The 21060-nt window shown below is 62.2% G+C and carries 20 protein-coding genes; 12 read left to right on the forward strand and 8 right to left on the reverse strand.

What is annotated here, in order from left to right; translation table 11 throughout:
- Positions 1 to 111 precede the first annotated feature (111 nt).
- A complete protein-coding gene (locus tag H3221_RS04005; RefSeq protein WP_196475668.1) occupies positions 112 to 1335 on the reverse strand; it encodes a CaiB/BaiF CoA transferase family protein in 1224 nt (407 codons plus the stop codon).
- A gap of 56 nt (positions 1336 to 1391) precedes the next feature.
- Positions 1392 to 2570, reverse strand: coding sequence for an acyl-CoA dehydrogenase (locus tag H3221_RS04010; RefSeq protein ID WP_106738165.1), 1179 nt, complete (start codon positions 2568 to 2570; stop codon positions 1392 to 1394).
- Between the two features lie 180 nt (positions 2571 to 2750).
- Between H3221_RS04010 and H3221_RS04015 the strand changes: the two genes are divergently transcribed.
- From H3221_RS04015 to H3221_RS04055, 9 genes are all read left to right on the forward strand, one after another.
- Complete coding sequence (locus H3221_RS04015; protein WP_196475667.1) at positions 2751 to 3647, forward strand: LysR family transcriptional regulator; 897 nt, start codon at positions 2751 to 2753, stop codon at positions 3645 to 3647.
- 468 nt (positions 3648 to 4115) lie between these two features.
- Positions 4116 to 5237: a Re/Si-specific NAD(P)(+) transhydrogenase subunit alpha gene (locus tag H3221_RS04020; RefSeq protein ID WP_160016576.1), complete on the forward strand. Its 1122-nt coding sequence runs from the start codon at positions 4116 to 4118 to the stop codon at positions 5235 to 5237.
- 11 nt (positions 5238 to 5248) lie between these two features.
- Complete coding sequence (locus H3221_RS04025) at positions 5249 to 5560, forward strand: NAD(P) transhydrogenase subunit alpha (RefSeq protein ID WP_017676105.1); 312 nt, start codon at positions 5249 to 5251, stop codon at positions 5558 to 5560.
- 3 nt (positions 5561 to 5563) lie between these two features.
- Positions 5564 to 7000: an NAD(P)(+) transhydrogenase (Re/Si-specific) subunit beta gene (locus H3221_RS04030; RefSeq protein ID WP_196475666.1), complete on the forward strand. Its 1437-nt coding sequence runs from the start codon at positions 5564 to 5566 to the stop codon at positions 6998 to 7000.
- Between the two features lie 358 nt (positions 7001 to 7358).
- Entirely contained in the window at positions 7359 to 7574 is a 216-nt protein-coding gene (locus H3221_RS04035; protein ID WP_196475665.1) for a DUF1127 domain-containing protein, read from the forward strand.
- 223 nt (positions 7575 to 7797) lie between these two features.
- Positions 7798 to 8001, forward strand: a complete 204-nt coding sequence (locus H3221_RS04040) for a DUF1127 domain-containing protein (RefSeq protein ID WP_196475664.1) — start codon at positions 7798 to 7800, stop codon at positions 7999 to 8001.
- An 83-nt stretch (positions 8002 to 8084) separates the two neighbouring features.
- Positions 8085 to 8408: a DUF2388 domain-containing protein gene (locus H3221_RS04045; protein ID WP_196475663.1), complete on the forward strand. Its 324-nt coding sequence runs from the start codon at positions 8085 to 8087 to the stop codon at positions 8406 to 8408.
- A 145-nt stretch (positions 8409 to 8553) separates the two neighbouring features.
- Complete coding sequence (locus H3221_RS04050) at positions 8554 to 8874, forward strand: DUF2388 domain-containing protein (protein WP_074919188.1); 321 nt, start codon at positions 8554 to 8556, stop codon at positions 8872 to 8874.
- On the forward strand, positions 8871 to 10826 hold the full coding sequence (locus tag H3221_RS04055) for a DUF7844 domain-containing protein (protein ID WP_196475662.1): 1956 nt from the start codon (positions 8871 to 8873) through the stop codon (positions 10824 to 10826). The genes H3221_RS04050 and H3221_RS04055 overlap by 4 nt, the downstream gene beginning before the upstream one ends.
- A 1-nt stretch (position 10827) precedes the next feature.
- On the opposite strand, the gene H3221_RS04060 is transcribed toward H3221_RS04055, so the two are convergent.
- From H3221_RS04060 to H3221_RS04075, 4 genes are all read right to left on the reverse strand, one after another.
- Positions 10828 to 12492, reverse strand: a complete 1665-nt coding sequence (locus H3221_RS04060; protein ID WP_196475661.1) for a M48 family metallopeptidase — start codon at positions 12490 to 12492, stop codon at positions 10828 to 10830.
- A gap of 14 nt (positions 12493 to 12506) precedes the next feature.
- Positions 12507 to 12872: a hypothetical protein gene (locus tag H3221_RS04065; RefSeq protein ID WP_196475660.1), complete on the reverse strand. Its 366-nt coding sequence runs from the start codon at positions 12870 to 12872 to the stop codon at positions 12507 to 12509.
- A 2-nt stretch (positions 12873 to 12874) separates the two neighbouring features.
- Positions 12875 to 14215, reverse strand: a complete 1341-nt coding sequence (locus H3221_RS04070; protein WP_196475659.1) for a CHASE2 domain-containing protein — start codon at positions 14213 to 14215, stop codon at positions 12875 to 12877.
- A gap of 119 nt (positions 14216 to 14334) precedes the next feature.
- On the reverse strand, positions 14335 to 14739 hold the full coding sequence (locus H3221_RS04075; protein ID WP_196475658.1) for a GFA family protein: 405 nt from the start codon (positions 14737 to 14739) through the stop codon (positions 14335 to 14337).
- 107 nt (positions 14740 to 14846) lie between these two features.
- Between H3221_RS04075 and H3221_RS04080 the strand changes: the two genes are divergently transcribed.
- On the forward strand, positions 14847 to 15713 hold the full coding sequence (locus tag H3221_RS04080) for an AEC family transporter (RefSeq protein WP_224490510.1): 867 nt from the start codon (positions 14847 to 14849) through the stop codon (positions 15711 to 15713).
- Between the two features lie 8 nt (positions 15714 to 15721).
- On the opposite strand, the gene H3221_RS04085 is transcribed toward H3221_RS04080, so the two are convergent.
- Positions 15722 to 16462, reverse strand: a complete 741-nt coding sequence (locus tag H3221_RS04085) for a substrate-binding periplasmic protein (protein WP_196475656.1) — start codon at positions 16460 to 16462, stop codon at positions 15722 to 15724.
- Positions 16463 to 16651: 189 nt separating this feature from the next.
- Between H3221_RS04085 and H3221_RS04090 the strand changes: the two genes are divergently transcribed.
- Both H3221_RS04090 and H3221_RS04095 read left to right on the forward strand, forming a co-directional pair.
- Positions 16652 to 17782: a PilT/PilU family type 4a pilus ATPase gene (locus H3221_RS04090; protein WP_196475655.1), complete on the forward strand. Its 1131-nt coding sequence runs from the start codon at positions 16652 to 16654 to the stop codon at positions 17780 to 17782.
- Positions 17783 to 17870: 88 nt separating this feature from the next.
- On the forward strand, positions 17871 to 19511 hold the full coding sequence (locus tag H3221_RS04095; RefSeq protein ID WP_196475654.1) for a Na/Pi cotransporter family protein: 1641 nt from the start codon (positions 17871 to 17873) through the stop codon (positions 19509 to 19511).
- Position 19512: 1 nt separating this feature from the next.
- Here H3221_RS04095 and H3221_RS04100 read toward each other — a convergent pair whose 3' ends face one another.
- On the reverse strand, positions 19513 to 21021 hold the full coding sequence (locus H3221_RS04100; protein ID WP_196475653.1) for an NCS2 family permease: 1509 nt from the start codon (positions 21019 to 21021) through the stop codon (positions 19513 to 19515).
- Positions 21022 to 21060 lie beyond the last annotated feature (39 nt).

The raw sequence follows: 21060 nt of genomic DNA on the forward strand, positions 1-21060 counted from the left end.
TTCATCGCTGAAGTGGCGCGCATTCTACATCAGCACGGCGAGCTGTAAACCCCTGACATGCAAATAATTGCGTAAATCGGATAAGCAGCCCTATCTCCTATATAAGGAGGTTCAGATAACCCCCGCCTCGCGCAACTCGGCAATCTGCATTTCGTTCATGCCCAGCAACCTCTGCAGCAGGCTATCGGTATGCTGACCCAGCAGTGGCGGAGCAGAACGATAGGCTACCGGCGTAACGGATAGTCGCAACGGACTGGCGACCTGCGGCGTACTGCTGCCCAGGGCATTAGGCAGGTCGAGACGCAAACCTCGCGCCTGTACCTGAGGATCGGCAAACACCTGCTGCAGATCATTGATCGGCCCGCAGGGCACGCCAGCCCTTTCCAGCTGCTCGATCCACTGCGCGGTGGTCTTGAATACCGTGGCCTGGCGCAAAAGCGGGATCAGCTCGGCACGATGGGCAACCCGGGCCTTGTTAGTGACAAAGCGCGGGTCATTGGCAAGGTTCACAATACCCGCCACTTCGCAGAACTTACGAAACTGCCCATCGTTACCCACCGCAAGGATGAAGTTGCCATCGGCACTGGGAAAATCCTGGTAGGGCACGATATTGGGATGGGCGTTGCCCAGGCGCTTGGGTGATACACCTGTCGCCAGGTAGTTCATGGCCTGATTGGCCAGGCAGGCAACCTGCACATCGAGCAAAGCCACATCTATATGCTGACCCACACCGGATTGCTCACGCTGATTCAGAGCGGCCAGCACGCCCACCGTCGCATACAAGCCGGTAAGGATATCGGTCAGCGCCACGCCGACCTTCATCGGACCCGCACCCTCCTCACCTTCCGGACGCCCAGTCAGGCTCATCAAGCCTCCGAGCCCCTGGATCATGAAGTCATAGCCCGCGCGCCTGGCATAGGGGCCGTTCTGGCCGAAGCCGGTGATGGAGCAATAGATCAGACGCGGGTTGATCGCCTTCAGCGATTCATAATCCAGGCCATAGGCCGCCAGGCCACCGACCTTGAAGTTCTCCAGCAACACATCGCACTGCGCGACCAACTCACGCACCAGGCGTTGGCCTTCTGGCTGGGTGAAATCCAGGGTCAGCGACTGCTTGTTGCGATTGGCGCTCTGGAAATAGGCCGCCTCACGCGAATCACTACCCTCGGCATCCTTTATATAAGGAGGTCCCCAATGCCGGGTGTCGTCGCCCGAGCCCGGACGCTCGACCTTGATCACCTCTGCACCGAGGTCACCGAATATCTGCCCGGCCCAGGGACCAGCCAGCACGCGCGACAGATCGAGTACGCGGATATGTGACAGAGCACCGGACATAGGCTTCTCCGTAGGGTGCGCCACGCGCACCATGGGTCAGTGAGAGGCTCGAGCCTTTAGAAGAACGCCTGGATACCGGTCTGCGCACGCCCCAGGATCAGCGCATGCACGTCATGCGTACCCTCGTAGGTATTGACCACCTCAAGATTGACCAGGTGACGGGCAATGCCGAACTCGTCGCTGATGCCGTTGCCGCCCAGCATGTCGCGCGCCAGTCGCGCGATATCCAACGCCTTGCCGCAGCTGTTGCGCTTCATGATCGACGTGATCTCCACCGCAGCGGTGCCTTCGTCCTTCATTCGACCGAGGCGCAGGCAACCCTGTAGAGCCAGGGTGATTTCGGTCTGCATATCGGCCAGCTTCTTCTGGATCAGTTGATTAGCCGCCAGCGGCCGGCCGAACTGGTTGCGATCGAGCACATACTGGCGTGCGGTGTGCCAGCAGAATTCGGCGGCGCCCAGGGCCCCCCAGCTGATGCCGTAACGGGCGGAGTTCAGGCAGGTGAACGGGCCGCGCAGGCCGCGCACATCCGGGAAGGCGTTCTCTTCGGGACAGAACACGTTGTCCATGACGATCTCACCGGTGATCGAGGCGCGCAGACCGACCTTGCCATGAATTGCCGGAGCGGAAAGACCTTCCCAGCCTTTCTCCAGCACGAAGCCACGGATCTCGCCAGCATCGTCCTTGGCCCAGACCACGAACACATCGGCGATCGGACTGTTGGTAATCCACATCTTGCTGCCAGTGAGGCGATAGCCACCCTCGACCTTCTTGGCACGGGTGACCATAGCGCCCGGATCGGAGCCGTGGTTCGGCTCGGTCAGGCCAAAGCAGCCGATGTATTCGCCGCTGGCCAGCTTGGGCAGGTACTTCTGCTTGGTCGCTTCATTGCCGAACTCGTTGATCGGCACCATCACCAGGGAGGATTGCACGCTCATCATCGAGCGATAGCCGGAGTCGATGCGCTCCACTTCCCGGGCGATCAACCCGTAGCAGACATAGTTCAGGCCACTGCCGCCGTAGGCTTCGGGAATGGTCGCCCCCAGCAAGCCGGTTTCGCCCATTTCACGGAAGATCTTCGGATCGGTCTGCTCGTGGCGGAACGCCTCGAGCACGCGAGGCGCCAGCTTGTCGTCAGCGAACTGCTGGGCGCTATCACGCACCATGCGCTCTTCTTCGGTCAGTTGCTGATCGAGCAGCAGCGGGTCGATCCAGTTGAAGCTTGCCTTGGCCATTGCGAAAACCCTCGAAGCGATGAAGTGAGCGGCCGACCCTGCCGACCCCGAATGGCTTTGATCCTAGGCCGGCTTCGAGCAGAGGACAAACGCAGAATTTGCACATATCTGTGCTTTTTTCTCACTCCGAGATAGTTTAATCATTTGAATTTATCGATTATGAGTGAGGATTTTGCATATATGCGCCGCAAGATACCCAGCACCGCTGCCCTGGTCGCCTTCGAGTCCGCCGCTCGCCACCAGAGCTTCACCAAGGCCGCCGACGAGCTGAACCTGACGCAGAGCGCGATCTGCAGGCAGATCGGCGGGCTGGAGAGCTTTCTTAGCGTGGAGCTGTTTCGCCGCTCAAGGCGCGGCGTGGTGCTGACCGAAGCGGGCGTCGCCTACAGTCGCAAGGTGGCAGCGCAACTCGATGCAGTGGAGCGCGACACCCTGGCGCTGATGGGCAACCAGGGCACCACCAGCATCGAGCTGGCGGTGGTACCGACCTTTGGCACGCAGTGGCTGCTGCCACGCTTGCGTAACTTCCAGCAGCTGCACCCTGAGGTAACGGTGCACCTGACCAACCGCACACGCCCCTTCCTGTTCGCCGACACTCACTTCGATGCCGCCATCTATTACGGCGACGCCGAATGGTCAGGTACAGAGGCCCATTTCCTGATGCATGAGCACCTGCTACCGGTGTGCAGCCCGGCGCTACTGGGCGACACCCCGGTGACAGTTGAGCATATCGCCGCTCTGCCCCTGTTGCAGCAGACCACCCGTCCCTACGCCTGGCGCCAGTGGTTCGCCGCCCAGGGCATGAATGTGGCTCGCGACATGACCGGCCCGCGACTGGAACTGTTCTCCATGCTAGCCCAGGCAGCGCAACATGAAATGGGCATCGCTCTGATCCCACCCTTTCTGATCCAGCGCGAACTGAAAGAGGGCAGCCTGGTGATCGCCCTTGATCGAGCTGTGCCAAACAACGACCGCGCCTATTACCTGATAGTGCCGGAACGCAAGGCCGAGTCTGCAGCGCTGAAGGCCTTTCGTGACTGGCTCCTGGCCCAGGCCGACGCCTACCGGGGTGAATAATCATCGCCAGAGAAAGATCGCTTTCAGCTCGCAGAGAACAGATACGCCTAAAAATAGAACTAGTAGCGCAAATACAGTCACACTACATTTGATTCACCTGGGAAAGTGCTCACTAACCACTACTTTCGGGCTATAGCACTATTCTGAACGGATTGTTCGTTACTCTCCACACTCCTCCCGATTCGACCAGCGGTCATCCAGCGCGTGACAGCCTATACTGCCCCACAAGCTGCGCAGAGTCTGCTGTCGACCCGAATCTGCGCGGGCTGCACTCAGTATAAAAATCTCTCATAGACCCATTACTTGTAGTAATGCATTTTTTTTACTCCATAACTTCTTGTAAGGGTTTGCGTTCGATTGCACAATCGCCGCGCTCGCCACCTTCGGCGGGTTATGTGCTGATCCCCAATCGCCGGCGCGCCAGCGCAGTGCCCCGGTTCACAAAAAAGATCACGCAGGAGATTAGACGTGCACATCGGTGTTCCTCTCGAAACCCATGCCGGGGAGACGCGGGTTGCCGCGACCCCAGAGACCATCAAGAAGCTGGTCGGCCAAGGTCATCAGGTGACCGTCCAGGCCGGCGCCGGCATCAGCGCCAGCATTCCAGACAGCGCTTACGAGGCTGCTGGCGCGACCATTGGCAACGACTCTGCCGCGTTTGGCGCAGACCTCGTACTCAAGGTGGTCGCACCGACCGAAGCCGAGCTCGCTCACATCAGAGCCGGGGCCGTGTTGGTTGGCATGCTCAACCCGTTCTGCAACGAGACCATCGCGCGCATGAATGCTCGCGGCGTTACTGCCTTCGCCCTGGAGGCAGCACCGCGCACCTCCCGCGCGCAAAGCCTGGACGTACTGAGCTCGCAGGCCAATATCGCCGGCTACAAGGCCGTGCTGCTGGCAGCCCACCACTATCCACGCTTCATGCCGATGCTGATGACCGCTGCGGGTACCGTTAAGGCCGCGCGTATTTTGATTCTCGGTGCCGGCGTTGCCGGTCTGCAGGCCATCGCCACGGCCAAGCGCCTGGGTGCGGTGATCGAGGCCTCCGATGTGCGTCCGGCAGTCAAGGAGCAGATCGAGTCGCTGGGCGCCAAGTTCGTCGATGTGCCTTTCGAGACCGATGAAGAGCGTGAGTGCGCCCAGGGTGTGGGCGGCTATGCCCGGCCGATGCCGCCGTCATGGATGGAGCGCCAGGCCAAGGCCGTGCATGAGCGCGCCAAGCAGGCCGATATCGTCATCACCACCGCACTGATCCCCGGCCGCAAGGCACCGACGCTTCTGCATGAGAGCACGGTGGCCGAAATGAAGCCCGGCTCCGTGGTCATCGACCTGGCGGCAGCCCAGGGCGGCAACTGCCCGCTGACCGAGGCCGATAAGGTAGTGGTCAAGCATGGCGTGACCCTGGTCGGCCACACCAACCTGGCTGCACTGGTGCCGGCAGATGCCTCCGCCCTGTACGCACGCAACCTGCTGGACTTCCTCAAGCTCGTGATCGACAAGGAAGGCCAGTTCCAGCTCAACCTCGAAGACGACATTGTCGCGGCCTGCCTGATGTGCAATGCCGGCGAAGTCGTGCGCAAGAACGGCTAAGGAGTAGTGACATGGATCTGATTTCCGACGGCATCTACAACCTGATCATCTTCGTGCTGGCCATCTATATCGGCTACCACGTGGTGTGGAACGTCACCCCGGCCCTGCATACCCCGCTGATGGCCGTAACCAACGCCATCTCCGCCATCGTGATCGTCGGCGCCATGCTGGCTGCCGCGCTTACCGTCACCCCGCTGGGTAAGACCATGGGCACCCTGGCAGTGGCCCTGGCCGCGGTCAACGTGTTCGGCGGCTTCCTGGTAACCCGGCGCATGCTGGAAATGTTCAAGAAGAAGGCGCCGAAGGCCCAGGTGGAGAAGTAATCGATGAGCATGAACCTGATCACTGTTCTCTACCTCGTCGCCTCGGTGTGCTTCATCCAGGCGCTCAAGGGCCTGTCGCACCCGACTTCGTCGCGACGCGGCAACCTGTTCGGCATGATCGGCATGGCTATCGCCGTGCTGACGACCATCGGCCTGATCTACAAGCTCGGCAGCGAGTTGGCCGTTCAAGGCCTGGGCTTCGTCATCGTCGGCCTGCTGGTCGGTGGCAGCATCGGCACCATCATGGCCAAGCGCGTCGAGATGACCAAGATGCCGGAACTGGTCGCCTTCATGCACAGCATGATTGGCCTCGCTGCCGTGTTCATCGCCATCGCCGCCGTCGTCGAGCCGCAGTCGCTGGGCATCGTCGCCGGCATGGCCGACCCGATTCCGGCCGGTAACCGCCTGGAACTGTTCCTCGGTGCAGCCATCGGCGCCATCACCTTCTCCGGGTCGGTGATCGCCTTCGGCAAACTGTCGGGCAAGTACAAGTTTCGCCTGTTCCAGGGCGCGCCGGTGGTTTTCAAAGGCCAGCACCTGCTCAACCTGGGCGTCGGGCTGGCCATTCTCGGCCTCGGCCTGGTCTACACCTTCACCGGCGACATCACCTCGTTCGCCATGTTGGTGGCGCTGGCGTTCGTCATCGGCGTACTGATCATCATCCCTATCGGCGGCGCCGACATGCCGGTGGTGGTTTCGATGCTCAACAGCTACTCGGGCTGGGCGGCGGCCGGTATCGGCTTCTCGCTGAACAACTCGATGCTGATCGTCGCCGGTTCCCTGGTTGGCTCTTCGGGCGCCATCCTCTCGTACATCATGTGCAAGGCGATGAACCGCTCGTTCTTCAACGTCATCCTTGGCGGTTTCGGCGCCGATGCAGATACCGGTGCAGCCAGCGGCAGCCAGGAGCAGCGCAGCGTGAAGTCGGGCTCTTCCGACGACGCCGCGTTCCTGCTGACCAACGCCGACACCGTGGTCATCGTGCCCGGCTATGGCCTGGCTGTGGCGCGTGCCCAGCATGCGCTGATGGAACTGGCCGAGAAGCTGACCCACCGCGGCGTAACCGTGAAGTATGCGATCCACCCGGTCGCCGGGCGTATGCCTGGCCACATGAACGTGTTGCTGGCCGAGGCCGAGGTGCCTTACGAGCAGGTGTTCGAGATGGAGGACATCAACTCCGAGTTTGGCCAGACCGATGTGGTGCTGGTGCTCGGCGCCAACGACGTGGTCAACCCGGCAGCGAAGAACGATCCGAAGTCGCCGATCGCCGGCATGCCGATCCTCGAGGCCTACAAAGCCAAGACCGTGATCGTCAACAAGCGCTCGATGGCCAGCGGCTACGCCGGCCTGGACAACGAACTGTTCTACATGGACAAGACCATGATGGTCTTCGGCGATGCCAAGAAGGTGATAGAAGACATGGTCAAGGCCGTGGAATAAGCCCTGACCAGTCAGACAGGAAACCCGGCCTTGTGCCGGGTTTCCCGTTTATGAAGCCAGCAAAAAAACTGATTTCCAGGTCAATCATCACAACAGATCAATTTCAAACTGTACTGCTTGAAAGACCAATATAATTGGGTTGCACCCAGTTAAAAATCTCGCCAAAACAGGTTGCACCCAGTCTTTTCACTTATGGCCAGTACAGTAACATCGATTCCTGACCGAACAGTTACAAAGCAACCTATCTAATAGCACAACAATTTCATCCAGCTGTGACTACTGAGCCACTCCTGCGCTCGGGATAATTTGCCCATCGAAAGCAAACACCAGCGCCGCCACAAGCGGAAGGATGACCACCATGGAACGTACCCTCAGTTCCGCCCTGCTTCAAACTCACAGCGTTGCCAGCGACAAATCGGCCTGGCTGCCCCGCGTTATCGCCACCCTCAGCCTGTGGCAGCGCCGCATCGTCAGCCGTCGTCAACTGGCTCGACTGGATGCCCGCCTGCTCGCTGACGCCGGCATCAGCGAAAATCAGCGTTACGTCGAACTGCAGAAGCCGTTCTGGCGTTAACACCCCGCTTTGCTCCATCCCAATCTGGGATCTTCTGAGAGCTCCACCGTCTCTGCTGCGGTGGGGCTTTCGTTTTATCTGCAACAGTCATCGCCTCAGCGAGCAGTACAGTTGCCATAAAGCCGTCACTGCCCCCGCACAATTCCCTTCAGTTGTATCTGCTCGCTTACGAGCACTTGCGAGAACATGAGCTGCCACCCTTGTCTCTCGACAGGAGAACGCCATGGACCGCACTCACGAACCGCTCTCGCAACCTGCACACGGCACGTTCCTGCACTGGCTCGGCCTCTTTTCGACGCTGCGTCACTGGCAACGCAACCGCCGCACCCGTCGCCAGCTCGCCCTGCTCAATCAGCAACAGCTGGCTGACGCCGGTATCAGCACAGCGGAGCGTGAACAGGAACTGGCCAAGCCCTTCTGGCGCTGAACCAGCCATGGAGCGGGAAACCGTGTTGGGCTAAGCTGCGGATGCGGGCAGAACAGCGCCCCGCCCTACCGGAGTGACCCCGTATGCACCTGAAGAAATCCCTGATTGCAGCGCTCCTTTCATTAGGACTGGCAGGCACCGCCTGCGCCAGCAGCCTGGTCGCGACGACCGATACCCTGGGGGGAGCCTTGGCCGGCACCGCCGAGGGCACCTCTGACGCGACCAGCTCGTTGCGCGACATGAAACAGCTGCGCGCGGCCCGCGATGATGCCGCCAGTTTCGTCGCCAGCGCTGGCGCGATCCGCAGCGCACGGCTCGAGTCGGCCCTGGCGCACATTCGCCGTCATGATGCCGAGTTGGCGACGGCAGATGACCTGGCCCTCGCTCAGGCCATCCTCAGCCTGTGAAAACGTTGCACACGTCTATCACTCGGCTCGCTGCTGACCGGGGCTGCCTGGCCCCGTAAACTTCGCCTACCTGCCAGGTCGCGGGGAACCACGCCGGCCTGTCCACGTCAAATCGTCCGTTCTGCAGTTCTCGGAGCTCCTTATCATGCGTCGCTCATTCGTCATCGCCGTCGCCGCCTGCGCCCTGTTCAGTGGTATCGCTCAGGCGCAAACCGTGGTCGCCACCAGCAACATCGTGGTGCGCGCCCTGGATCGCAGCATCAACTTCACGTCCGACACCACCACCTCGCTGCGCGACATGAAGGCCGTGGTGCAAGCCCGTGACGACGCTGCCAGCTTCGTCGCCAGCGCCGGTGAGATTCGCGGTGCGCAGTTGGAAGCCGCGCTGCAGGCCATCCGTCAGCAGTTGCCGCAAGCGCAGGCTGCCAGCGATCTGCAACTGGCCGAAGCCATTCTCGCTCTGTGACCCACCTCGCCGCCTGGTGCTGCGGCGCGCTGCTGGCGATGACCACAGGCTTCGCCCAGGCGCAGCTGCGTCTGACGCTGGACGACAGCGCTCTAGCCGCAGCGCAGCGCCAGGCGAGCCAGGCCCTGCTGGATGAAGCGATGGCCGCATTGCCCCCGCGCGTCGTCCAGCAACTGGACCGAGAAGTGAGGGTCAGCTGGCGCGCCGGGCTGCCCTCGGAGATCTACGGTCAGGTCGGTCGCTTCAGCGGCATCGAGCTCAACGCCGAGCTGCTGCCGAAGCTGGTCGATGGCTCGGCTGCAGATAATCGCACCGATCGCCCGCACGGAACCCAGCGCCAGGAGTTGCTGGCCACGCTGCTGCATGAGCTGACCCACCTCTACGACCGCGCTCGCCTCTGGCCTGCCGCCGAGCGCCGCCACATCAGCCAATGCCGACAGCGCGCCAACTCGATGGGCACAGTTGGGCTGCCGGATGATTGTCGTGGCCAGACCGAGCGGCGTTTTACCCTCAGCGACGATCCCCGTCTGCTCGATCTGGCCGGCTGGCCGCAGCGGGTCGGCCAGCATGGCGCGCGCGATCTGAACAATGGCCAGGTCGCACGCAGCCCGGATAGCTACGAGCTGACCAATGCGCTGGAGTTCGTCGCGGTCAACCTCGAATACTTCCTGCTCGACCCCAGCTACGCCTGCCGCCGCCCCTCGCTGGCGCGCTATTTCCGTGAGCACTTCGACTGGACGCCGCCCAGCGAGAACTGCACCAGCGACTATCCCTACCTCAATGCCGGGCGCGACTTCGCCTTGCAGCCACTGGGGCGCCTTGACCCTGAGCGCGTGTATGAAGTCGACTACCTGCTCGCTGAAGCCAACGATGCCTGGATGAGCCGCTGGGGCCACAGCATGCTGCGCCTGGTGGTCTGCGCACCGGGCCGGCCACGTGGCCCGGACTGCCGCCTGGATCTCGACCACCACCTGGTGCTGTCCTACCGTGCCTTCGTCGGCGACCTGCAACTGTCGAGCTGGGATGGTCTGACCGGCGTCTACCCCTCACGCCTGTTCGTCCTGCCGCTGGAGCAGGTGATCGATGAATACACCAAGGTCGAGCTGCGCAGCCTGGCCTCGGTACCACTGCGCCTGTCGCGCAACGAGGTCGAACAACTGGTGGTACGCGCCGCCGAACAGCACTGGAGCTATGACGGCGACTACTACTTCGTATCCAACAACTGCGCGGTGGAAACCCTCAAGTTGCTGCGCAGCGGCACCGCTAATCCGCGTCTGCACGCACTCGACAGCATCCTGCCCAATGGCCTGCTGGAACTGATGGATGCTCGCGGGCTGGCCGACACCACAGTGCTCGACGACCCGCGCGAGGCGCTGCGTCTGGGCTATCGCTTCGACTCCTTCCGCGAGCGCTATCAGGCCATGTTCGCCGTGCTGCACCAGCGCCTTCCCATCCAGCAGGACAGCGTCGAGTCCTGGCTGGAACAGTCCGCACAGGCTCGCCGCCAGTGGTTCGACGAAGCCGACCTGCGCGCCAGTGCCGCCCTGCTGCTGCTGGAGCAGGCCGCGCTGCGCCGCCAACTGCTGCTGGCCCAGGACGAACTGAAGCGCCGCTACCTGACCGGCCGCGCGGCTGGCGATCCGAGCCTGAACAAGGCCGGTGCCGCGCTGGAACAAATTCTCGCAAACAGCGGTTTCCTCAGCCGCCCGGCCGAACTGCTCGAAGGCGGTTACGGCTTGCCGCAACAGAAGGAATGGCAGCGCCTCGAAATCAGCAGCCGTGAGCGCCAGCAGCAACTGCGCCAGCTCAGCGATGAACTCGATGACGAAGTCCGCAACCTGCTGCAACCCGAGCGCCTGGCCGAACTGGAGGCCAACGAGGCCAACCTGGTGGCATTGGGCGAACACCTGCGTGCGTTGCACAAGGCCAGTGGTGGGTTGCAGCTGCCCTGAGTCAGCTACCTAGCAGCTTGCCCATCGAAGGCAGGCCCAACTGCTGCAGCGGATTGGCAGGCGCCTGTTGCTGAGGTTTAAAGCGACCAATCGCCGATTCGCACTGAGCCAACAAGCCTTTGCTCGTTGCGCTTTGGCATGATTGATAGGCCTGTTGCGCCTGGACGACCCGCTCGCTCTGCAGGTGCACGGAAATCTCCAGTGGCGTCATCAGTTGATTGCCCCAATGTGCCTGACCGCGCTGCAGATAGCGCTCGGCCTGAGCCTGCCGATCGAGACTGAGCGACAACGTGATGATCTGGTCATAGCTGGAGAGGGACGCATACTGCCATTCGCTTTCTGGAACCTGCTCCAGATTGGCGAGTGCATCCTTGTAACGTCTTTGCTGAACCGCCAGGACGAACTGCAAGGTTTGCGCACGCATGCTCCTGGCAGCCGGTCCGCTCGCCACTTCCTTGGCCAACTGGCGCGCCTCGCTCAGATCGCCCTTGTCGAGGGCCTTGGTCGCACGGTTGATCAGCACCTGTCCGGCGAGAATCTTGCCGCTCTGACCACCAAGGAGCTGCCGCTGATAACTGGCAAGCTGTGGGCTTCTACGTCGCTCGCTGCGATACTCGCTGGCGATATAACGCATCAGCGCCTCCTCCCGCTGGGCAGGCAACTGGTGGGTCTTGCCAAAGTCCGTCCATACATCCACGGCTGCCAGCTGCGCAGCGGTCACCCCGCTCTGGATACCCTGCTCGAGCAGACCGCCGATGCCCTTCTTCTGCATCGCCTGGCTGAACAGCTGTTTCTGCATGGCCTGATAGCGCTGCAACTGGCTGACATTACTACCCTCGAAGCTTTGTAGCCGCTGGATGCCATGTACCGCACCACGCGGAGAGTAACCCGCACGACTGAGCAGATCGACGGACAGCAAATCAGCCTCATCCTCCTGAGCACGCGTCCAGCTGCTGTTCCAGAAATTGTCGGATACTGCCTTGAGCAGAGTACCTGACAGGCTGCTTTGTACGATTGTCTTGCCCACTGCGTCGGGATCACCCACAACCAGTTTGCGTGACGTACCGCTCTTCTGACTTTCCAGCCCGGCCACCGTAACGCCCAGGCTGACCGCCGTTACCGATGCATCCAGCAACTTCTTCTGCTGATTGAAGAAATGCTCGCGATCGAGGTGTCCCAGCAGCAAGTGAGCCGCTTCGTGGCCAAGCATCGCCGCTAGTTCGTCCTCGCTCTCGATGGCCTGTAGAGTGCCTAAGTTGAGGTAGATGACATTTTCTGCGGTAGCGCGCGCGCCAAAACTCTCCGAAGCGCTGAAACGCACTTTGATGTCTGGTTTGGCGTGCGGCCAGTGGACCAGCAAACGGCTCAGCACCTGATCGCAGTAAACCTGCAGCTCCGGGACCTGAAAGCTTTCGACCTGGGCCATCTGCTCGGTCAGGTCTACCTTGCCGAACCCGCGAATCTCATCCGGATCGCTGGCACCGGCCAATCGATCAACCAGAGCATTATTCAACCAGGGGCTGTTGGTCACCGGCTGCAGTGCCAGCGGGCGAGCACGCGGACTGTCAATGAACTTGCCTTCAAGTGGCACATTGCCGGTCGACGGCATCTGCTGGCATCCGATCAACAGCGAACAGGCAATTGCCAATGTCATTTCCTTACGCATGAATACTCCCTGATTCACTTGCCGCAGGCCTTCGAATAGCCCATCACCGCATTGGTCTTGCTGTCTGCCAGAAGGCTGGTCTCGGCGACCTTGCGGCAATCGAAGGCAACTGTCTTGCCGTGATTGAGCTTCACATCCAGCGGATCAAGCCAGACCTGACGCTCGCCAACGGCGATCAGCAGCAGATTCTTGGCTTCGCTGAAGCTGATCACCTGCACGTCTGGAACAGGGAGCTGGTCACGGCTCATATCGCCGAGAAACTCGCCCTGTTCGTCATACAACGCGACCTTTTCCAACGGGTAACCAATAATTTTCAGCGGCTCCTGCGCCCATGCCGACACGCTACACAGCAACAGCCCGATTACTGTGGCTCTGAACATTGCTATATCTCCCTTTCAGTTGACGTGCGCCCCCTGCGCTGGTGCCACCACTCGGCAACCCTGGCCTCCCCCAGGTAGGCGTAGAACAGGCCGATCATCAGCAGCAGTCCCAGCCAGTCGAATGGCGCGATATGCAGCCAGCGCGCGAGATAGAAACTGATCAGCAATGCGAGACTGCTGAGCAGAACGAACCAGAACAGGTAATGGCTCGCACAGCGATAGAGGCGCCCACCCTTGGCTGGTGGTTGTGACGGAATCCAGAGCGCCACCAAGCCCGCCAGCAGCAGCAAGGCGATCTCCAGCCAGTCGCTCAAACTGATACCAAGCCAACCATCTGGCGCCGCTCGCCAGTAGCTGTGTCCCTGCGTCAGCAGGTTGTCCAGAGCCATCGCATGCACGTATACGCCCGGCAACAGCCCCTGCACCGGGCTGCTGACAAAATCCGGGATGCCGCGGATATGCGCCCCCAACAGCACATGCTTGCCACGCAAGACTTCGGCGACACTCGGGTCACGCAACTGATTGGCATACAGGGTGCGGGTGTAGGGACAAGGCTGTGGTCGCTCAACCTCACTGGCGATGCGCTGCGAACGGAATGCATCGGCGGCCAGCATACTGAACACCTGCCCCCAATCCCCCCGCTGCCCACGCACATCACAACCGGTCAGGTCGACGAAGTCCTGCATACCCGCGTCGCTCCAGTAACCCCAGCGCACCAACAGCGGTGCATCGAAGCCTTCCTGCGGGCAGTCCCGCTCCAGGCAAGCCGCCTGGTACAACTGCAACGCAGGCGTGCGCAATGTCCCCTGCGGGCTTGGCAAAAGTAGCGGATAGCGCTCGCCATAGCCGCTCCAATGGGTCGGAGCGGTGTTCGCCGTGGCGGCGAATTCGGGCAATACCAAAGAGCGGCCCTGGGCATCGTGGTAATCGGCAAGAATCAGTGGCACGCCCTGCTCGCGAAAGCTGCTCAAGACCCGTTGCAGGCTCTCGGTGGGACCGCCGTCATAGCGTCGCTGGGTGTATAGCAGATCAACGAATAGTGACCTGGGCTGATAGCTGAGCAACTGCCGCAACAGGCGCGCCTGCTCGCCATAACGCAACGGCCAGCTGGCACCCAAGTCTATCAACGCCTGATCATCGATCAGCACCACTACCACGTCTTCCTGCCCAGGCTCAGGGTAGAAAGGCGCCAGCATGCGCAGCAGCAAGGTTTCGCTATGACGGTCGGAGGCATCGCGCAGACCGAACGGATTGAAGAACGCGACGAAGAGCATCAACAGCAAACCCAGAACAGCGCCAGGCTTGTTGAGCAATGGAGCAAGAAAAATTTGCCTGAGGCGCATCCCTGAAAGCACAAGAACATCCTTGATATAGCTTGGCGCAGAAATGTGACACAGCTCACAAGCAAAGCAAACAAGAATTTGACATCAAAATAGTGGCACTCAACCCGAAAGCTACCTGCTCACGGAATGTCCTCTTCGTCTTCTCGTGGCAATTGCTCGTCCAACCGCAGCCAAGGCAGCCGACTGCCTACCCAGATATGTCGATCCGCCGGGGCCTGCTCCGGCTCGTCCAGCGTGGCGACGGTCACATCCAGCGTGTTCGGGCTGAGCGAAGTGAACAACGTCAAATGCGCGCCGCAGTCACCGCAGAAGTAGCGCATGCAGCTGGCCGATGAGGCGAAAGCCTTCGGCGTGCCGCGCAGCCAGTGAAATGCCTGGCGCGGCACCGTGACCCAGGTGGTGAGAATGCCGCCGCTGCTGCGCCTGCAGATCGAGCAATGACAATGAGCGATGTCCGTCAGCGGCGCATCGACCCGATAGCGCAGTGCGCCGCACTGGCAGCCGCCCTGATGTTCGACCTTCATCCTGCCTCCGCCTTGCATTGCCCCGCGCCGCTGACCAAGATAGGCGCTCACCACCATCGGGGATTGCCGTGATAGACCTGTTGCTGACCTTGTGGCCGCTGTTCGCCATGATAGTCGCCGGCTACTGGCTACGCCTGCGCGAGTTCCCCAGCGAAGCTTTCTGGCCAGGCGCCGAGCGCCTCAATTACTTCATTCTGTTCCCTGCCCTGCTGTTCTCCAGCCTGGCCCGTGCGCCGCTGAACAACCCGGCCTTGCCGCGCCTGGCGCTGGCAGTGCTGCTCGGCCTGGGCATTGCCTGGCTGACGCTGCTGCTGGTACGTCGCCTGCGTGGCTGGCCCGCCGGGCGTTTTGGCGCCTTCACCCAGGGCATCCTGCGGTTCAACACCTACCTGGGCCTGGCTGCGGTCGGCAGCCTGTTCGGCCAGGAAGGCCTGACCCTCGCCGCGCTGATGCTGGCCTTGATGGTGCCGACGGTGAACGTGCTGTCGGTGTGGTCGCTGACGGCTGAGCGCGGCGTCAGCGCGCGCAGCCTGCTGCTGCCGATCATCAAGAATCCACTGATCCTCGCCTGCGTTGGCGGTGCGCTGTTCAACCTCACGGGCATCGGCCTGCCAGGCGGCACCGATCGTCTGCTCAGCCTGCTCGCTGCAGCCAGCCTGCCGCTGGGCCTGCTCTGCGTCGGCGCGGCACTCAAGCCCGAACAGCTGGGCGGAGAGATTCCTGCATTGGGCTGGAACAGCGCGCTGCGTCTGCTGGCGATGCCGCTGCTGGCCTGGGGCGTAGCCTGGACGCTGGCGCTGCCGGCAATGGAAAGCGCAGTGTTGGTGCTGTTCTTCGCCCTGCCGACCGCACCGACCGCCTACGTACTGACCCGCCAGCTCGGCGGCGACAGCCAGTTGATGGCCGGCATCATCACCCTGCAGACGTTGCTGGCAGCGGGCAGCCTGGTGACGATCATGATGTTGCTGGCCTGATCGGCCCGCTATTGCGCGTAACGCTCGATCAGCCGCTGATATTCGCCGCGCGCCTTGAGCGCCTCGAGCCCACGATTGAAGCGCTCGATCAATTCGGTAGCACGCGGATGCTGTCGCGAGACGATGAAGTGCAGCGTACTGTTCTGGAGCGGCGCTCGCGACCGATGAAACTGCGCCAGATCGGCGCCAGCACTCTGTAAAGCGCTACCGCCCAGGTTACGGTCAGCAATGAACAGGTCGTCACGTTCGAGCAGCAACAGCCGCGCACATTCCTGCAGACCCAGCGGGGAGTGACGGCGCAGCACACCCTGCTCGAGAAGTTGCTGGATAGCCGCCGGCGGCTGCCAGCCCAGCGGATAGCAGAGTCGCCGACCGATCAAGGCGGGCAGATCATCGAGTTCGATGTGATCTCCGGCCCGGCTGAAGATGTACTGCTCGGCCACATAGATGGGCGCCGAGTAGAGAAACTCCGCCTCGCGCTCGGCAGAACGGACGTAGGGAAAGGTGGCGTCGTACTCAACGCGCCTGGCCTTCAGGTAACCGCGGTTCCAGGGCAGCCAGTCGAGTGTGATTGCCGAACCCTGCTCGGCCAGTGCCGCACGCACCACCTGGGTGAGCATGCCCTGCCCAGGCAATGCTTTGCCGGTGAACGGCGCATAGTCATCGCCCGTAGCCAGGTGCAACACCTCGGCTCGCGCCGATGCACACAACAGCAGACTCAGCAGAGCCGCCCCCCATAATCCCACCATCGATCTCCAGTCACTGGCGTGCAATTGCCTTGCTGCCCCCTGATCATTGACTCTTGCTCTCACAAGCACGCCTGTCCAGTGCAACCAGGCTATAGGGCGACAATTCGTCCTGTTCTCTTGATACGAAGCAACAGACAGGGCAAGACGCCGTCTATTCTTGCCGCAAAGCGAACGAGGTGCGGCACATCGATGAATGACACCAACGCCAACGATCAGCCTGACGTTTTCCCCTACCTGCAACTGATCCACCAGCACGGCGGCTCGGACCTGTTCTTCAGCGTCGGCGCACCGCCGCACATGAAAGTGGAAGGACACAGCCAGCCGGTGGGTCAGCGCATCATGAAGGCCGGCGAGGTGCAACAGCTGGCCTATCAGTTGATGACCCAGAAGCAGGTCACCGAGTTCGAGCGCGATCTGGAGATGAATCTGGCGGTCAGTCTGCAGGGCGCTGGACGTTATCGGGTCAACCTCTACTACCAGCGCGGCGAAGTAGCCATGGTGGTGCGCCTGATCAAGAGCCAGATTCCCAGCTTCGAGGCGCTCGGCCTGCCCAGGATGCTGGAGAAGCTTGCCATGCAGGATCGCGGGCTGATCCTGGTCACCGGCGCGGCCGGCTCAGGCAAGTCCACCACCCTGGCGGCGATGCTGGATTTCCGTAATCGCCACAAGAGCGGGCATATCGTCTGCATCGAAGACCCCATCGAGTTCCTCCACAGCCACCAGCGCTCGATCATCGACCAGCGTGAAGTCGGCCTCGATACCCACAGCTTCGACGATGCCCTGCGCAACGTGCTGCGCGAGGCGCCGGACGTGATCATGCTCGGCGAGATCCGCGACGCCGACACCATGCAGCACGCGCTGCATTACGCCGAAACCGGCCACCTGTGCGTGGCCACGTTGCATGCCACCAGCAGCAGCCACGCCATCGAGCGCATCGCCCGTTTCTTCCCTGACGAGGCGCGTAAGCAGGTGCTGGCCGACGTGGCGCACAACCTGCTTGCGGTGATCGGCCAGCGCCTGGTCCCCGGCATCGCCCAGAAGCGCGTGGTAGCGGTGGAGCTCATGCTCGGCACGCCCTACATCCGCGACCTGATCCAGCGTGATGAGCTGGACGCGTTGCGTGAAGCCATTGCACGCGCGGCAGAACAGGGCCTGCAAACCTTCGACCAGCACCTGTTCGCCCTGCTCGAAGCCGGCCGTATCAGCCTGGCAGAAGCGCTCAAGTTCGCCGACTCGCGGACCGACCTCAGCCTCAAGTTCAAGCTCGAGCGCGGTTTCTCGGCAGACGACGCCGAACTCAAGGTGCTGCGCGACGGCTGACTGGCTTTATATACGATTTCGGCCGATGCTCATCTATACAGGCCGAAACCATAATTCCTCATCGGCCGTCTTTCAGGGGGGCCGATTCATGCTGACCCTGCTGCATTTGCTGTCAGCCATTGCCCTGTTGGTCTGGGGCACACACATCGTACGTACCGGCATCCTGCGCGTGTTTGGCTCGCAGTTGCGCAAGGTACTCAGCCACAACATCGGCCGCCGGCCGCTGGCGTTCGTCGCCGGCATCGGCGTCACGGCGCTGGTGCAGAGCAGCAACGCCACAGCCTTGCTGGTCACCTCGTTCGTCGCCCAAGGCCTGATGGCGCTGGCACCGGGCCTGGCGATCATGCTCGGCGCTGACGTCGGCACGGCGCTCATGGCCCGCGTACTGACGCTCGACCTCAGTTGGCTCAGCCCGCTACTGATCTTTCTCGGGGTACTCTTCTTCCTCTCGCGTCGACAGACCCGCGCGGGCCAACTCGGCCGCGTCGCCATCGGCCTGGGCCTGATGCTGCTGGCACTGGAGCTGATCGTCGCCGCCGCCACGCCCATCACCGAAGCACGCGGGATTCGCGTGCTGTTCGCGTCACTGACCGGCGACCTGCTGCTCGACGCACTGGTCGGTGCGCTGTTCGCCCTGCTCACCTACTCGAGCCTGGCCGCCGTGCTGCTCACCGCGACCCTGGCCGGCGCCGGGCTGATCAGCCTGCCGGTAGCGATCGGCCTGGTGATCGGCGCCAACATCGGCAGCGGCCTGCTGGCCTTTCTTACCAGCAGCCTGCAGAACCCGGCCGGGCGTCGTGTGGCGCTGGGCAGCCTGATCTACAAACTGATCGGGCTGGTGCTGGTGCTGCCGGTGCTGCAGCCGTTGGCCGACTGGCTGGACAGCCTGAATTGGCGCGCGGCGGAACTGGTGATCTTTTTCCACCTGCTCTACAACAGCCTGCGCGCCGTACTGATGCTGCCCAGCGTCGGGCTGATGGCGCGCTTCTGCAACTGGCTGCTGCCGGACCGTGCTGACGACAGCGGCATCGCTCGACCACGCCACCTCGATCCGACGGCCCTGACCACGCCCAGCCTGGCGCTGGCCAATGCCGTGCGTGAAACCCTGCGCGTGGGCGACAAGATCGAAGCCATGCTCGGCCATCTGCAGCCCGTGCTGGAACAGAACCAACCCGCATTGAACAAGGAGTTGCGCAGCCTCAATGACGATGTCGCCAGCCTGTGCCGGGCAGTCAAGCTGTACCTCGCGCAGATCCCACGCGAAGCGATGAGTGAGCATGAAAGGCGGCGCTGGGCGGAAACGCTCGAACTGGCGGTGAACCTTGAGCAGGCCGGCGACCTGATCGAGCGCATGCTCGGCAAGATCCAGAGCGAGAAAACCGCACAGCGCCGGGCGTTTTCCGAAAAGGGCCTGGAGGAGCTGACTCACCTGCACACCCAGCTGATGGCCAACCTGCGCCTGGGCCTGAACGTCTTTCTCAGTGCCGACCATGCCAGCGCCAGCCAGCTGCTACGCGAGAAACGCCGCTTCCGCGCGCAAGAACGCCGCCTGGCGCATGCTCATATAGGCCGGCTGCAGCGCCAGGTGGTGCAGAGCATCGAGACCAGCTCCCTGCATCTGGAGCTGATCGCCGATATGAAGCGCCTCAACTCGCTGTTCTGCGCCAGCGCCTATGTGGTGCTGGAGGGCCAGGAAACGGGTGCTCTCAGGCTCGAAGATGGCGAGTGACTCAGTCGGCGCTGGTCACTCGCTCGGGCGCAGCCGGCTCCACGCCGCGCCAGGCATACCAGGCGAAGAACAGCGCCATCAGCAGATAGCCGTGGACGAAGTCCGGCGCGGCGTACCAGGCCAGCTTCGGTGCATGCATCAGGCCGACGAAGGCCATGCCGGCCGCCACCAGAGCGAAGACAGTGGCCTGGCGGAACTGGCGGTCGATCACCGCCACGCACATGGCGCCGAGCAGAATGGCACTGAACATCGCACCCTGCCCCAACGCACCAATGGCACTGGAAATACCCTCGACCACCTCGGGTGCGCCCCGATTGAAGCGCGTCATCAGGTAGTTGGCGAAATACGGCAGCATCGCCAGCGCGACCGCCGGGTAATGACGGGCGTGGTTGCTGTTGAACGCCGTGGCGATCATCGACATGCCGACGAACACCAGAATCGGCGCCACCACCGCCACCGGAATCAGTGCCGCGATGAAGGCGATCAGACCGAACATGGTCGCCAGGCCGTAGACCGCGCCGTTGAGCAGGCTGTAACCACGCCCGGCGCCCATCCACTTCGAGCCGACGGTGGCGATGTACACGGTGGTCGGGAACACCCCGCCGAACAGCGCTCCGAGCGAGGTGCCCAGACCGTCCACCGCCTGGCACTCGCGCACGCTGTAGCGGTCACCGGCGGCGCTCATGGCCTCGACGTTGTTCATGGTCTCGATGGCGTTGTACAGGGTGATCGGCAGGATCACCGTCATCAGCGCCAGCATCGTGGTGAACAGCAGGCCCAGGCCTTCGTACCAGGCCAGGTTGGGCAACAGCGGATAGAAACCCAGGTGAGTGAAGGCCTCGCTGAACTTGCCACTATCGGCCGCGCCGATCAGGTAGGCCAGCGCCGTACCGATGACGATGGCGAACAGTGAGGCCGGCAGGCGAAACGGCATGCTCACCCGCGCCACCAGGCCGACGATGGTGATGGCCAGTACCAGCAGACCGATCACCGGGATTTCCAGGGTCTTGAACAGCATCTCGCCGGCGATGAAGGTCAGCGCCACACCGGCCACCGCGCCGAGCATGGCCGCACGTGGCAGGTGACGCTGCACCCAGCCACCGATCAGGCTGATGGCAGCCTCGATCAGACCACTGATGAAGCAAGCGGCCACCGCCACCTTCCAGGCCAGCTCGGCGTCGCCGGTGAGGTTCTTCGCCGGCAGCAGCACGCCGAACAGGAAGACGAACATCACCGGCGTACTGATGCCATAGGACAGCGCGGTAACGTCGGCGCGGTTCTCCTCGCGCGCCAGACGCGCGGCGCTCCAGGCGTAGTAGAAGTTACCGGCCATCACCGCTACCGCAGCCCCCGGCAACACCTGACCAAACACGATCTCGGCGGGAAAGCCCATGCCCAGCATGCTGATGGCGATGATCACGAAGTTGGCGATGTTGTTCTGGAACAGGGCAAAAAAGGCGTCGGTGTCTTCCTTCTTGTACCAGGGGTAATGCACGCGCGGCGTCGACATGACGGGCTGAGTCCTTGTTGTCTGTATGGTCAGGCCGGC

Origin of the sequence: Pseudomonas chaetocerotis (assembly GCF_015712105.2) — a bacterium.
Classification (GTDB): domain Bacteria; phylum Pseudomonadota; class Gammaproteobacteria; order Pseudomonadales; family Pseudomonadaceae; genus Aquipseudomonas; species Aquipseudomonas chaetocerotis.